Source organism: Kiloniella sp. (genome assembly GCF_048259265.1).
Lineage (GTDB): Bacteria > Pseudomonadota > Alphaproteobacteria > Kiloniellales > Kiloniellaceae > Kiloniella.
The window spans coordinates 33,209-47,468 of record NZ_JBLXHT010000012.1 but is presented as its reverse complement, the minus strand read 5'-3'; the positions used below and the strand labels follow the sequence as shown (position 1 = coordinate 47,468).

Here is a 14,260-nt window from a genome sequence, read left to right as displayed (position 1 = left end):
ATCATCACTCCATACGACCAAGAGAACGCGCGAGAAGAACATAGAGCTTTCCAACATCTGCAGTCATAAACGTTGCGGAAAGAACGTCTTCGCTATCACATTCACGGGCCTGAGACATCAGGTTATCAAACTGATCCAGATAGCGATTTACCTGATTTCTGAAGGTTTGATTTGTCTCAAAATAACGTTTAACTTCACGTGTATCGTAAAGATCTTTTTTCTTTAGAATGGACCGTGCAAAGATAGAACGGTCCCCCTTGTGATATCGTTTCCAATATTCCTCAGGCAAGTCCTCGTCCAAAATTTTATTCAAATCAATGGCCGAAGAATTGAGATCATCAATAAGAATTGTCGCGCCGCGCAAGAATGCATCCCGCTTATTCGCCGAACGATCTTCGCGTAATTTTAGGGCCTGACGTGTTGCTTCTTCGGATGCATGCGCCAGATCTCGTGCCTGTTGCCCAAAAGCGTCCGCAAGCGATGAAACCTTGCCATGCAATTCTGTGACTTTGTTACTATCTTGCGAGAATGTCTCACTCAATTTCTCTGCGCTTTTAAGTGCACCGTCTGCAGAACCTTTCAAATTGGACGCAGCCTTTTCAGCACGAACACCAATATCCTCAACCTGTTTCAACGATTCTTCTGCTAAGACAGCAAGCTTTTCTCTTTGCTGATCAACATGATCCTTCAAGGTATCTGCTGTTTGACGGGATTCATCTGACGCCTTGCTGAGTGCTTCGGTACGGGCATCCAGCGACGTACGAACCTCTTCCAACAGAGTACTGAAGTCATCGGACAGTGTTTTAAAGGCATCCAATTCTTCGTGAACCCCATGGCGCAGGTCTTGCACTGCTTGATTGGCTGCGCTGGATCCATCCGCAAGTGCAAGTGTTTGAAGTTGAAACACTTTGGCCACTTCCGTAGTGTGGCGCACAGCTTTATCAGCGGCAAGTTCCATAAGCCTTGTTTGATCCTTAAGCGCTTTTGATGCTTCTTCAACATTCTCCTGTGCGCTTTTGCTAACCTGTCCAATTTCGCGGGTATGCTCGCTCAAGCCGCCCATCACAACATCGGCAAGATCGCTGAGTCGTTCAGAAGATTCTTCCAAACTAGCAATCCCCGGACGGATTTTTTCCGCCGCAGCCACCAAAGTATCCTGTGCCTGCGCCGTTGCCTCTGTCAGTCGGGATGCTTCCTCTCGCCCTGCCAGAGAAACCGCTTCGCCTAAATCCTTGGTGACCTGTGTCAGATTATCAGCAACTTCCTTGCCGCTCTTATCAAGTTCACCTGCCTGCACTCTAAAGCGTTCATTCATTTCCCCCGCTCGCAAGGCAACATCGGCAAAAAGCTCTCGAACCTCTTCCGCGTCTTTACGCATAGCATCGGATAGCGAGACAGCTTTGTAACCAATTTCAGCAACCAGTTGTTCCATGGCCTGATTCTCGCCAGACAATCTCTCGCCGAGCTCTGAAACTTTAGCTCCGGCCCCTTCGAGTAGCAGCTCAACATCGCCGATGCGATCCTTGATCAGACCTTTGAACTTTTCGCCTTCGGTATCAATCGTATCCTGAACTAATTTCAGGGTTTCGAGATCTTGTTTCAGGCTTTGGCGCATGGTTTCGCCACAGACTTCTGCTGTCGTACCCGCCGCGGCCATATCTTCAGCCTGCTGTTTTAACATTTCACTGGCATCTTCAGTTCGGCCGATTGTGCGTTCCACCGCCTCGTCCAAAACATCGACGGAGTCACGCAATGTCTTGCTGATCGTCTCAGCCATGACTTCACTGCGAACTCCAGAACTTTCGAGGGCAGTAACCTGTTCCTTCACTGCTTCTCGTGCATTTTCAAGGCTGGAATGAATTGAATTATGGACGTCTTCAAGTGAGCTTTGTTGTGTAACAAGCGTTTCTTGAATCTGTTCGGTCTGAGAAGAGGCCCGGATCGCGGCTCCCGTAAGCTGCTTTGTTTGCTCTTTAAATGCGCTAATCAGACCGCTCAGACGTTTTTCGACTTCACCCGACGCGCTATTCAGGCTTTCAGCCTGTTCTTGTAACTGGCGTGTAATGTCTTTAACGCGGGTATTCTCTTCGTCATCGGGATAGGTTAGCTTATCCAGCTTATCCAGAAGCTTGCGCGTTTCATTGGAAAGCGCAGCCCCCCTGAGGATAAAAAGAAGTATCGCCCACAAGAGAACAAGTGGCAGCGTGATACCAGCAAGCACCTGCCCCTGTTCCTGAGGCACCATGCTTTCAATCACATCCAGACCAACCTGGTTCTTAAAATACTGATAACAAACCCACAGCCATGCCCCTGATGCTGCCACCCCGAACAGCGCCAAAATTCTTGTGATCCAGGTATGACCTGACATCCCCTCACTCCCTGTTTAAACACGATTTACGATCGCCTGAGAGAGATACTACGGCAGGAAAGTCCTATAGTCCAAGAAAGACCATTAAGATCAGGGCCTTCTTGGACATTTTTTTTAATTAGCTTCGTTTATTCAACAAGCCAATAATTTCCTGTGCCGCCAAGGGGATATTGCTTCCAGGTCCATAAACCGCAGAAACGCCGGCTTGTTTCAGTGCATCATAATCTTGTGCCGGGATAACACCGCCACAAATGACAAGGATATCATCTGCTTTCTGGCGCTTAAGCTCAGCAATCAATTGCGGCACCAGCGTTTTATGGCCAGCAGCCTGTGTCGAGATACCAACAACGTGAACATCATTTTCAATGGCCTGTTGCGCCCCTTCTTCCGGTGTCTGGAAAAGGGGACCGACATCAACATCAAAGCCAATATCCGCAAAGGCCGTTGCAATGACTTTTGCGCCGCGATCATGTCCATCCTGTCCCAGCTTCACGACAAGCATTCTGGGGCGGCGACCTTCCTGTTCAGCAAAAGCTTCTACCTCGCCCTGAATACGGGCAAAATCATCATCGCCGTCATACGCAGATCCATACACGCCAGATATACTCCTGTTTACTGCACGATGACGACCATACACCTTTTCCAGTGCATCAGAAATCTCGCCAACTGTTGCCCGTAACCTCGTCGCCTGGACAGCCAAATCAAGCAAATTACCAGAACCATCTTCTGCCGCTTTGGTTAACGCAGCAAGAGCTTCATCACAGGCTTTACTATCACGTGTCTTGCGAATTTCATTCAAACGTTGAATCTGCTGTTCCCGAACCGCCGTATTATCAATATTAAGAACATCAAGATCGTCTTCTTTTTCAAGGCGATATTTATTAACGCCAACGACAGTCTCTTCACCACGATCAATCCGCGCCTGTTTCTTTGCCGCAGACTCTTCAATCCGCAATTTAGGCATGCCGGATTCAACCGCCTTGGTCATCCCGCCTATCTCTTCAACTTCATCGATAATTTTACGCGCTTCTTCAATCAAGCTCGCGGTCAGGCTTTCCACGTAGTAACTCCCAGCAAGAGGATCTACGACCTTAGTGATACCTGTCTCTTCTTGTAATATTAGCTGTGTATTACGAGCTATTCTTGCAGAGAAATCAGTGGGCAAACCTACCGCTTCGTCCAAAGCGTTGGTATGAAGGGATTGCGTTCCGCCCAAAGCTGCGGCCATGGCTTCAACAGTTGTCCGAATAACGTTGTTATAGGGGTCCTGTTCGGTCAAAGAGACGCCAGATGTTTGACAGTGTGTCCGGAGCATCAAGGATTTAACATCCTTGGGATCAAACATCTTTTTCATATAATGCGACCACAGAAAACGTGCAGCCCGAAGCTTTGACGCTTCCATAAAAAAGTTCATGCCAATCGCAAAGAAGAAACTAAGCCGCGGCGCAAAAGCATCTACGTCCAGACCTTTTGAGATCGCGGTGCGCACATATTCAAGGCCGTCTGCAATGGTAAAAGCAAGCTCTTGCACACAGGTAGATCCAGCTTCCTGCATGTGATAACCGGAAATAGAAATTGAATTGAAGCGTGGCATATTTTTAGCCGTGTAACCGATAATATCAGAAACAATCCGCATGGAAGGCGTCGGCGGGAAAATATAGGTATTTCGCACCATAAATTCTTTGAGAACATCATTCTGGATTGTTCCCGAGAGTTGTTCCGGCTTAACGCCCTGTTCTTCAGCAGCAACAATATAGCCAGCCAACACCGGCAACACGGCACCGTTCATTGTCATAGAAACAGACATTTGATCTAGCGGAATACCATCAAAAAGGATCTTCATATCCTCGACAGAATCAATCGCAACGCCAGCTTTACCAACATCCCCAACCACACGCGGATGATCAGAATCGTATCCTCTGTGCGTTGCCAAATCGAAAGCAACAGACAGCCCCTTTTGTCCTGCGGCAAGATTCCGACGGTAAAAAGCATTGGACTCTTCAGCAGTAGAAAAACCTGCATACTGACGCACCGTCCACGGACGCGCCGCGTACATACTGCCCCGAGGGCCGCGCAAGAAAGGAGCAAAGCCCGGTAATGTTCCCACGGTATCCAGATCTTCAAGATCGTCTTCCGTATAGATCGGCTTTACCACAATACCTTCGGGAGTTTCCCAATTCAGGCTATCGCTTTGCTTACCGCGAAGTTCTTTCTCAACAAGTCCTTCCCAGTCCGCGATTGTTTTTTTGGGAAAATCAGACATTCAACGCCCCTCCTAGTTTTCAGGATATCGCCCCGGCTTTTATTATTATGCCAGTCTTTATTATTATAACTGTTCACGTTATCGGGTATTTTCGTCTTACGGATAGACGCCCCTAAAGCAGAATTTTTTTTGCAGCGCAATATAACCAGCTTTTTCAAGGCGAGTCTATGCTCTGTAAGAAGCCTAATAAAGCAGAGCCAATTCAGTAAAATTGCAGATGTAAAAATTTTTACATGAAATCTTCGACAGGAATCACCCTTGTGGCGTTATACTTTCATCACCATGCAACTCTGGAAAACAAAAACCGGGAAATGATCGAAATAAATAAGAAACCCAATGCCCCAATTGTTCTATATGACAACCCCGTTATTTTATAACGATGATCGTTTTTTCCCGCTGCGAGTTTCGTTGGATTGCCACATAAAAATGCCTGGGCTTCTTTGAATCAAGCCGAGATTAGTATTCGGAGATAGGTATCGTGGCATTTCAGCAGATGTTCCTAACCATCTCGGCGAGAACCACCCAAGCTTTAAACCACAAAATCTTTACGACTTTACCACTTAAAGATAGGCATAGCTGCGACCGGATACTGGTTATAACGATTACATAGACCGACAAGTTTCAACATATCAGTTGGAGAGTTCAGGCCATTAAGATCATCAGAATGAATCCCACCCGCAATAAACAAACCATGAATACCTGCGGCATTTGCCCCTGTAATATCAGTACGGAGCGAATCACCGACAGCAAGCACACGTGATCCATCTTCGATACCGATAAGCTTCATGCATTCCTTGTATATATCCTGATAGGGCTTGCCGTGGTACTGCACTTCCCCACCCATATCTTGGTAATGATGAGCCACAGAACCAGCGCACAGTTCCCGTTTACCGCCTCGAATGACTTCCAGATCAGGATTGGCACATACCATAGGTAATTTTCTTTCAAGCGCCGGTTTTAATAGAAAATCATACCGCTCAACCTTATCTTCTGGATCCCAGATCCCGGTCAGCATAATAAAATCAGCGTTATCAATGTTATCTACAAAAGTGAAATCCAAACCTTCTTTCATCCCCAGATCTCTCTCAGGGCCAATCAAGAAAGCATTTTGACCTAACTTCTGATAAAATGGCAGGGATCGTTCTTTCAGGTTGCGCCATGTAACCTCACCCGAAGAAAGAACAGCATCGGCAAGATCCCGGGCGATACCCAGTTCTTCATTCCGAACGGTTACAGATTCAGCCCGTCTGGGTGCGTTGGACAGGATGACAACTCTTTTGCCAGCCTCTCTTAGTTTCTGAAGCGCATTCACGGCCTCAGGAAAAGCCTCTAAACCATCATGCATCACCCCCCAAAGATCGATTACAAATCCATCATAATTATCGATGACTTCGGAAACCCCTGATAGAAACGGGATCGTTCGAGGCGTAGATGACATAGGAAGTTCCTGCAAATAAATGTTTTAGAAATAGCAAGACTTCTTGTGCCACAAGCATCTTGACTTGCAAAGGATTACTCATACTCTCGAAAAGAGAACTTCCCTTATGGTTTAGCAGGTCGCGGTTCTCCAAAAAGATACCCCTGACCATAGGCAACGTCCTGATCAAGAACCTGAACAAGAGCATCTTCGGTTTCGATCTTTTCAACAACCAGCTCAATGGGAAGGCTTCGTAAGTTATTTAAAAATTTCTTTGTCTTGCTTTTGTCCTGTGAAAAAAGCCAGCCCTCTAGCTTCAAGAATCTTACACGGCCAGCGGCGAAAGCTTTTAGGTCCATATCCAGTGTTTTCATACGATCGAGTGACAGTCGACAACCATGCCCCATCAATCGTTCCAGGCTCAACAACTCGCTGGCCTTTAAGTCCAAAAACTCATCTTGTGCGACTTCGATAATCAAATGCGGCGCTATCTCAATATTTCCACGCACGAAATCGACAAAATCATCAAAGAAATCCTGATCCTTCAAGGTATGAGACGACAAATTTACAAAGAACGAAACATCTTCACCTGACCGGATAATCTTTCGAATAATCTGCACACACCTGAACAACAACATATTATCGATAGCGGTGATCAGCCCCGCCCGTGTTGCAACAGCAACATATTGTCCCGGCTCGATTACCTGTCCGTTCGTTGTGCGCAAACGGGAAAAGCACTCGTAAAATTTTCTTTTTCGCTGGGGTAAAGCAACAACGGGCTGCAGAAACATATCAATCCGGTCATCCCGTAATGAACGCCTCACGATTGATAAAATTTCCGTTTCGCTCAGATCACTTAAAACAGAGACCTGCTCTCTCTCTTGTTTCGTTTGCTTATCATTTCGTGCAAAGCGTAAAGATCTTTCATTTCTGAAATCATCCAGAAAATCACTTTTTACAATCTGCTGCTTTTCGCGAGCAGGTTCTTTACTTTCGGTCTGGCCAAACTGAGAACTTTCTTCATCATCGAACAATCCGAGAAAAGGGTCTGTCAATCTGGGCATAAGCGTTTTAAGTAAGTTTACCTCGGACAGAGCATCATTAATAATGTTTTGCTCTTCACTTAACTTGCTTGACTGACCTGCGGCCTCAAAGGCCTCTGCCATTCCTTTTATTTCTCGACGGGTCCAGGAGATACGATCTCTCAAAACAGCCTGATTATGATGGAGCGTTTCCAGTTTTGCAGTAACGTCATCATCATTTGACCGTCGGGTTATGATTTCATGCAACACGGCGCCCGAAAGAAAAACCCATAACCCAAGTAACATTGCCCCACCTGTTTGCAAGTCAGGAATATAGCTGGGTCCCATAAGGGCAGCGATCAGTGCAAGAGCACAATAGATTGTGATAAAGAGCAAATGGTGTAGCAGCGGCATAAATCTTTATTTCAATTAGATATAACGAATAGAGCAATCAATGACACAAGGTTCTTGAGAGAGCCTTAACAAGTGACTAATAATCTGACAGATTTCAGATCTCTTTTCCAACTATATAGATGGCCTAACTGATATGACGGTTAAAATTCTACACAACCCCCGCTGTAGCAAGTCCCGCGAAACTCTTAAAATAATTGAAGAGCAAGGACACACTGTAAAAATTATTGAATATCTGAAGGATGCAATCACTGAAAATCAACTCACAGACATTCTAGAACAGTTAAAACTAAATCCGTGTGATCTATTAAGAAAAGGGGAAAAAATCTATAAAGAGCTTAGCCTTTCAGACAAAAGCCTAACAGACCAAGACTTAATCAAAACCATGACAGAACACCCGATACTTATCGAACGCCCCATCGTAATTAGCTCAAAGGGTGCCAGAATTGGCAGGCCACCAGAATCAGTATTGGAAATTCTATAAGGTAAAAAGGTCATCTGTGATCTGCGCCAACGGCTTCAGCCACAGAGCCAAAACCATCTTGACGCAGCAAAACAGTCAGTTCTTTAAGAATCTGAGAGATAAGAGGCGGGCCACCATAGACCAGCGCAGAGTACAACTGTACCAGCGAAGCGCCCGCTTTTATTTTAGCATAAGCCTGTTCACCATTGGCGATACCACCAACACCGATTAATGGAATTTTTCCCTCTGTTAATCGGTACATATCCCTCAAAACATTTGTCGATGGCTCAAAAAGCGGCGCCCCGCTCAACCCACCCACCTCTGTACGATGTTCGCTTTTGAGGGTTTCAGGACGTTCTATTGTTGTGTTTGTAACCGTCAAACCGTCCAACGCAAGGTCCAACGCGACCGCAGCTATGTCTTGCTTATCTTCCTCGGTTAGATCAGGAGCAATCTTTAAGACGAGCGGGGGAGCTTTCTCACCAAGCGTAGAAGCCAATACATCCTGCACACCGGAAATCAACACCTCCAACTCTTCTCTACCTTGTAAAGCTCTCAAACCGGGCGTATTGGGGGAAGATACATTGATTACCATATAATCGGCATATCTTGCGAGTTTTCGAGCACCTTTTTGATAATCTTCAAGAGCAACTTCAGTGGTTTTATTTTTACCAAGATTGACCCCCAGTAACCCCGAAAGCTTTTTCTTGCGAAGTTGAATCAATCTCTTTTCTGCAGCATCCATTCCACCATTATTAAATCCCATGCGATTTATAACAGCCTTATCATCTGATAAGCGGAATACTCTGGGTTTAGAGTTTCCTGGTTGTGCCAACGGCGTAATTGATCCAACTTCGGTGAAGCCCAAGCCTTGCCCTAGCATCGGCTCTACAGCCTCTACGTTCTTATCAAAACCAGCTGCTAGCCCTAAGGGGTTTGAAAATTGAAGCCCCCATACAGACGTTTTAAGAAAAGGATCATCAAGTAGTTTTTGTGATGGAGCCAGACCGTGTTTGAGACACCATAAGGTAAAGTTATGCGCTGTCTCTGCCGGTAAAAGACGAATACATGGACCAACGATATCGAAGCTGTTCACAAAAATCTCCCGAGATCATAGCAAAGCTGTATTTGGAGGGGAGTAACATAGGCATGTCCAAGTCACCACCCCAGAAGCAACTACAAGTACAGAATTTGCAAAATTAAATTATGATTGCTCACGTAACCAAACAGGAAATTGATGCTTACCGTACATATCCAAATTTAAATCAACTGTTCGCACAACCGCCGCTAAAGGTAAATCAGCATATAGGTGAGGAAACAAAGCCCCGCCCCTTGATGGTTCCCACTTCAAAGCATCACCAAGCAGCTGCACATCGACTTCCAATAAAATGAGCCCATCCTGTCCAGCACGATGCTTAGCAACTGAACTATGAACCTGATCTGGTCCAGAAAAGTGTATAAAGCCGTCAGCTTTGTCTTGTGAGGATCCCGAATACCCCCCTTGCTCCTTTGCAAGGCACCATTCATCCAGTCTACAAACGTGATATATTAACTGTTTCGTCATATTACCCCCCTTCAATTCGCAAATAGCGTTGCATATTGCAAAATACATCAAGTCAAGCTACCGCAAAATGCAACACGCGATTAATTGTAACAACTTATAATTTCATTCACCGCTAGTTCAACCCCGCAGTTTCTAAGGGATTCAAAGCAATCTTAGGCTGTGAAAACAAAAAGAAACACCACCCAAAACACCTCTCCCCCGCAGAAACGCTCATTTTTTTTAAATATTTGCGAAACCCTCACCCATCAAAAACATTTTAACAATCATTTCTTAAGTTTAATATCAATGACTTAACTAAAAATATTAATTCATGTAACAAATACAACACAAACTGGCACACTCCCTGCAATATACCCTTTCAGGAAGTCTATTGCGAGCTAGACGACCTAGTATAAAGGAGAATACCATGGCACATCAAAACATGACAGCGAGCACCATCGGCAGCAGAGCATTGGCAACTGCTCTTGACGCCGTATCAGCCATGGAACAATCGGATCAGTCAATGATACCGACTTCTCCAAAAACAGCGATCTTCAATGCAGGATCGCCACAGAACGACTTAGGCGAAGAAAATATTCGGCAACTCTTCGTATCAATGGTTGAGACAGAACAGTAACCCCCTCACGTTCTCAACCATCTAAGTCGCTAAAGACTGTCTTCAGCCTGTGAAAGACAGCCTAATGGCGGGAAGGTAACTTCCCGCCATTTCTTTTTCTCAATACAGCACACCCAACAAGAATAAAGTATATGGCTCTACAAAATATCATCGGTAGAGACCATTTTCCATTCTCCCGGAAGCAAGTTTCCCAGTGTCAATTTACCAATAGATTCCCGAACAAGGCGTAATGTAGGGAACCCAACTGCAGCCGTCATCCTTCTTACCTGACGATTTTTCCCCTCAGTCAGGGAAATTCGCAACCAAGCCGTTGGAATATTCTTTCGCTCTCTTATTGGGGGCGTCCTTGGTGGAAGTTCTGGTTCTGATTTCATAAGTTCAACTTTGCAAGGCTTCGTACGATACCCTTTAATTGTTACGCCTTTTCTAAGCTGATCAAGGGTATCGTCATCTGGCACTCTTTCCACCTGAACAAGATAGCTTCTCGGATGTCCATTTTTAGGGTGAATCAAACGATCAATAAACGGGCCATCGTTGCTTAACAACAACAACCCTTCACTGTCTTTGTCCAAACGACCCGCAGCATAAACACCCTGGGGTAAATCTATCTCGCCAAGCGTCCGCTGCCCTGCCTCACCTGTAAATTGACTCAAAACATCATATGGCTTGTATAGCGCAACATATAACAAAACAGATGGTTTAACGATATTTCTCTCTCCTTGAGAAGACGTCTTCCGCTTGTTTTTCAAGCCATATTTTTCGGGCTGATGCTGTCTCCCAGTTTTTTGGCTCCCAGTTTTTTGGCCCACAATTTTTCGTTCTCTTCTTTGAATCATAACAATTATCTACTGCAACAATGACTTACAGTCACGTTTCAATTACGTAATACACAACTAAAACACGGGAAATCATCGACTTTACTCACCTCACTGCAAACGTGCGTCATGCTTGATAAGTTTTTGATCCTATTTTTTAGCAAATTGAGGTATAATTCCCAGAGAGTACAGGTGTCACGTTGCATAACAACAACTGAATAGGTGACCGTACAATGCTTAAACATGCTGATATATGGCACGCCATAGATAGTTTAGCTGCACAAAACTCCCTATCCCCCTCTGGCCTGGCACGGAAAGCAGGGCTGGACCCAACGACTTTTAACAAAAGCAAACGCATAACCCAAAAGAATAAACCCAGATGGCCAAGCACAGAGTCCATTTCTAAAATTCTTGACGCAACCAACTCAACACTCGCTGAATTTGTTAATCTCGTAGGTGAAGAAAGTGCTGGCTTACTCGCAAAAAGGATCCCGGTCCAAGACCTAACTCAAGCCTCTTCTTTGGGGCAGTTTGACCATAACGGTCACCCGATGGGAGACACCTGGGACGAAGCTCTTTTTGCCCGTATAAACGACACAAATGCCTTTGGATTAGAAATTACAGGCAATGACTATCAACCGGTATACAGAGACGGACACTTATTGATCATCTCCCCCAATGCCGACTTAAGACGGGGTGATCGCATTGCACTCATGACAACCAACTATGAAATTTTCATCAAAGAACTTATCAGAAACAGTCCGCTTAAAGCTGAATTAAAAGGCCTAGCTGCCCCACATCAAGATATGACAATTTTGACTCAGGATATAATCTGGATCGCTCGCATATTATGGGCCAGCCAATAAGTTTTGGTTGCAAAAAGCGCTTTCACACAACTTACTTTAACTAAATGTAAATCATAATTTTTACTCTTTTTAAAGGCTTTAGCGTCATATTAAATTAACAAACGGCTTAAGTGTTTGTCGTTTACTAACGAGAATTAAATTTAATTAAAGAGGCACTGACGCATGGCAAAACTGGACATGGATGGCCCCCTGAAATTGGAAGAGAAGACTATTCTCAAAGAAATAATTCAGCCCATGCCTGGCTCATTTGCACTCGGACATCTTGGTTCAGATCGAAGCTTTGAAGTATTGTACGTTGGATATGCCGAAAAAACAGTTCAGGAAACATTATTGCACTGCTTGAAAAAGCGGGTTGGACAAGGCGGCTTGATGGATAAATTAACGGGCAAAAACCAAATCAATGCCTTCAAATACAGCTACGCAAATTCGCTTGAAGCCTGCTTTCAAAAAACGTGTAAAAACTTTCACGATTTTGGCGGCTCCAAAAAGTTGAATAACAAAGTTCACCCCGCGCCACCCAAAGGATCTGACTGGGCTTGCAACAAATGCACAGAAGAATTATCGGCGAGCTTTAAGATTAAAGCTGGGTAGTTTTAAATAATGCCCCCCAAAGAAAAGCCCCGAATTAAAATTCGGGGCTTTTCTTTTTTTAATCTGCTTATTTTTTTCTGCGTCTTTAATTATGCCTGGCGTTAAGCTGAAAGATCTTCCCCAGCAAGGGCTCTTTCGATCAACTTAATACTCTCGCTCAAGCCATAGAGAGCAAAAAACGTTCCCATACGCGGCCCCTGAGACTGGCCCAACAAAACCTCGTAGAGACATTTGAACCAATCGCGCAGATTATCAAATTCATGATCTTTACCAATAGTATAAACTTCTGTTTGAATATCTTCCGCACTTGTATCGGACGGCAAACCTTTCAAGACAGCTAGCAAATCTTCAAGGGCTTTGATTTCTTTACCTTCTGGCGCCCGATATTGAAGCTTTGGCTTCACAAAATCCTGGTAATAACGAACAGCAAACCCGACCAGTTTATCAAGAAACGGCGTCGTTTCTGGCGACGCTTCTGGTGCATACTGCTTAATAAAGCCCCAAAGGCGATCGGTATCATTCGCGTTACAAACGCTTGCAAGATTCAACAAAATACCAAAAGAAAGCGACGTTTGCTCAGAAGGAACATTTCCTGTGTGAATATGCCACGCAGGGTTCTCAAAAAGTTTGCTTTCGTCCTGTTCTCCAACCTTCCCCTTGAAAGTGACGTAATCATCAACAGTTCGGGGAATAACATCAAAATATAACTTCTTAGCTGTTCTTGGCTTATTATACATAAACAAGGCTAGACTTTCCTGTGGCGCATAAGTCAGCCACTCTTCCATGGAAAGTCCGTTCCCTTTGGATTTAGAGATTTTTTGCCCCTGCTCATCCAGGAAAAGCTCGTAAGTAAAGGTTTCCGGTCCTTTGCATCCCAGAACCTTTTGTATTTTCTTGCCCAGTTTGACTGAATCAATCAGGTCTTTACCTGACATTTCATAGTCAACATCAAGCGCGTACTGACGCATCGCCCAATCCGGTTTCCACTGAAGCTTACAATGCCCGCCAGTTACGGGAACTTCGATCAGATCACCACCTTCATCACGGAAAGAGATCGTTCCCGCATCGACATTGGTTTCCTCGACAGGCACCTGAAGGACTTTCCCTGTCTTAGGGCAAATAGGCATAAAAGGACTATAGGTTGCCTGACGCTCTTTCCCGAGTGTCGGCAGCATCACCCCCATGATCTTGTCATAGTTAGCCAGGATTTCCAATAATGCCTTATCGAATTGACCAGACTGATAGACCTCGGTAGCAGAAAGGAAATCATACTGAAAACCGAAGCTGTCCAGGAACTGTCTGAGACGAGCATTATTATGGTGCCCTAGACTTTCGTGCTCACCAAACGGATCAGGCACCTTTGAAAGTGGCTGCCCGATGTTTGCCGCCAGCATTTCTTTGTTGGGCAAATTATCCGGTACTTTGCGGAAGCCATCAAGGTCATCAGAGAAACAGAAAAGCTTGGTTGGGATATCGCTCAGCTGTTCAAACGCATTACGTACCATCGTCGTACGAGCAACCTCACCAAAAGTTCCAATATGAGGCAGCCCTGATGGACCATACCCTGTTTGAAAAAGAACATACCCCTTCTCCGGCGTCTTCCCACCGATACGAGCCAATACTTTGCGCGCTTCTTCAAACGGCCATGCTTTTGCCTGCATAGCAAGTTCCTGGTGGTTAGACATCGTTTCAATCCCTCAAGGGTGTAATGTTAATTTAATGAAAGTCGTTCTGACTCTATTCAATAACAGGCCAGAGATGGGGAAATTAGGCGCAGGAAAGCCTCGCGTCAACTATAGTCGTTTAACTTAATTTTTGTTCTAGGCGTGAAGAGAGAAGTGTCGATAGCCTACACGAACAATGA

General features: G+C 45.0%; 12 protein-coding genes. 4 read left to right on the top strand and 8 right to left on the bottom strand.

Annotated features, from left to right (window positions below; genetic code table 11):
- Window positions 1-4: 4 nt before the first annotated feature.
- The 4 genes from ACN0QW_RS16835 to ACN0QW_RS16820 form a co-directional block, all read right to left on the bottom strand.
- Window positions 5-2,368, bottom strand: a complete 2,364-nt coding sequence (locus tag ACN0QW_RS16835; RefSeq protein ID WP_417433048.1) for a hypothetical protein — start codon at window positions 2,366-2,368, stop codon at window positions 5-7.
- Window positions 2,369-2,486: 118 nt separating this feature from the next.
- Window positions 2,487-4,631: a methylmalonyl-CoA mutase gene (gene scpA, locus ACN0QW_RS16830; RefSeq protein ID WP_417433046.1), complete on the bottom strand. Its 2,145-nt coding sequence runs from the start codon at window positions 4,629-4,631 to the stop codon at window positions 2,487-2,489.
- Window positions 4,632-5,184: 553 nt separating this feature from the next.
- Window positions 5,185-6,069, bottom strand: coding sequence for a TIGR01459 family HAD-type hydrolase (locus ACN0QW_RS16825; RefSeq protein WP_299376940.1), 885 nt, complete (start codon window positions 6,067-6,069; stop codon window positions 5,185-5,187).
- Between the two features lie 104 nt (window positions 6,070-6,173).
- Window positions 6,174-7,484: an EAL domain-containing protein gene (locus tag ACN0QW_RS16820; protein WP_417433044.1), complete on the bottom strand. Its 1,311-nt coding sequence runs from the start codon at window positions 7,482-7,484 to the stop codon at window positions 6,174-6,176.
- A gap of 133 nt (window positions 7,485-7,617) precedes the next feature.
- Here ACN0QW_RS16820 and arsC point away from each other — a divergent pair, with 133 nt between their 5' ends.
- Entirely contained in the window at window positions 7,618-7,965 is a 348-nt protein-coding gene (arsC, locus tag ACN0QW_RS16815) for an arsenate reductase (glutaredoxin) (protein WP_417433042.1), read from the top strand.
- A gap of 10 nt (window positions 7,966-7,975) precedes the next feature.
- Here arsC and ACN0QW_RS16810 read toward each other — a convergent pair whose 3' ends face one another.
- Window positions 7,976-9,040: a quinone-dependent dihydroorotate dehydrogenase gene (locus ACN0QW_RS16810; RefSeq protein WP_417433040.1), complete on the bottom strand. Its 1,065-nt coding sequence runs from the start codon at window positions 9,038-9,040 to the stop codon at window positions 7,976-7,978.
- Window positions 9,041-9,148: 108 nt separating this feature from the next.
- Window positions 9,149-9,508 carry a DUF952 domain-containing protein gene (locus tag ACN0QW_RS16805; protein ID WP_417433038.1) on the bottom strand — a complete coding sequence of 120 codons (360 nt, stop codon included), beginning with the start codon at window positions 9,506-9,508 and terminating at the stop codon, window positions 9,149-9,151.
- Window positions 9,509-9,914: 406 nt separating this feature from the next.
- Here ACN0QW_RS16805 and ACN0QW_RS16800 point away from each other — a divergent pair, with 406 nt between their 5' ends.
- Window positions 9,915-10,124, top strand: a complete 210-nt coding sequence (locus ACN0QW_RS16800; RefSeq protein WP_417433036.1) for a hypothetical protein — start codon at window positions 9,915-9,917, stop codon at window positions 10,122-10,124.
- A gap of 137 nt (window positions 10,125-10,261) precedes the next feature.
- On the opposite strand, the gene ACN0QW_RS16795 is transcribed toward ACN0QW_RS16800, so the two are convergent.
- Complete coding sequence (locus ACN0QW_RS16795) at window positions 10,262-10,813, bottom strand: pseudouridine synthase (protein WP_417433155.1); 552 nt, start codon at window positions 10,811-10,813, stop codon at window positions 10,262-10,264.
- Between the two features lie 359 nt (window positions 10,814-11,172).
- Here ACN0QW_RS16795 and ACN0QW_RS16790 point away from each other — a divergent pair, with 359 nt between their 5' ends.
- Window positions 11,173-11,805 (top strand): S24 family peptidase, encoded by a 633-nt coding sequence (locus ACN0QW_RS16790; RefSeq protein ID WP_417433034.1) that lies wholly within the window; start codon window positions 11,173-11,175, stop codon window positions 11,803-11,805.
- Window positions 11,806-11,967: 162 nt separating this feature from the next.
- Window positions 11,968-12,396: a hypothetical protein gene (locus ACN0QW_RS16785; RefSeq protein ID WP_417433033.1), complete on the top strand. Its 429-nt coding sequence runs from the start codon at window positions 11,968-11,970 to the stop codon at window positions 12,394-12,396.
- A gap of 101 nt (window positions 12,397-12,497) precedes the next feature.
- On the opposite strand, the gene ACN0QW_RS16780 is transcribed toward ACN0QW_RS16785, so the two are convergent.
- Complete coding sequence (locus ACN0QW_RS16780) at window positions 12,498-14,081, bottom strand: lysine--tRNA ligase (RefSeq protein WP_417433031.1); 1,584 nt, start codon at window positions 14,079-14,081, stop codon at window positions 12,498-12,500.
- Window positions 14,082-14,260 lie beyond the last annotated feature (179 nt).

Coding starts and splice junctions, on each gene's coding strand:
- scpA (WP_417433046.1), bottom strand. CDS start 4,631: ATGTCTGATTTTCCCAAAAAAACAATCGCGGACTGGGAAGGACTTGTT.
- ACN0QW_RS16785 (WP_417433033.1), top strand. CDS start 11,968: ATGGCAAAACTGGACATGGATGGCCCCCTGAAATTGGAAGAGAAGACT.
- ACN0QW_RS16805 (WP_417433038.1), bottom strand. CDS start 9,508: ATGACGAAACAGTTAATATATCACGTTTGTAGACTGGATGAATGGTGC.
- arsC (WP_417433042.1), top strand. CDS start 7,618: ATGACGGTTAAAATTCTACACAACCCCCGCTGTAGCAAGTCCCGCGAA.
- ACN0QW_RS16780 (WP_417433031.1), bottom strand. CDS start 14,081: ATGTCTAACCACCAGGAACTTGCTATGCAGGCAAAAGCATGGCCGTTT.
- ACN0QW_RS16800 (WP_417433036.1), top strand. CDS start 9,915: ATGGCACATCAAAACATGACAGCGAGCACCATCGGCAGCAGAGCATTG.
- ACN0QW_RS16825 (WP_299376940.1), bottom strand. CDS start 6,069: ATGTCATCTACGCCTCGAACGATCCCGTTTCTATCAGGGGTTTCCGAA.
- ACN0QW_RS16835 (WP_417433048.1), bottom strand. CDS start 2,368: ATGTCAGGTCATACCTGGATCACAAGAATTTTGGCGCTGTTCGGGGTG.
- ACN0QW_RS16820 (WP_417433044.1), bottom strand. CDS start 7,484: ATGCCGCTGCTACACCATTTGCTCTTTATCACAATCTATTGTGCTCTT.
- ACN0QW_RS16790 (WP_417433034.1), top strand. CDS start 11,173: ATGCTTAAACATGCTGATATATGGCACGCCATAGATAGTTTAGCTGCA.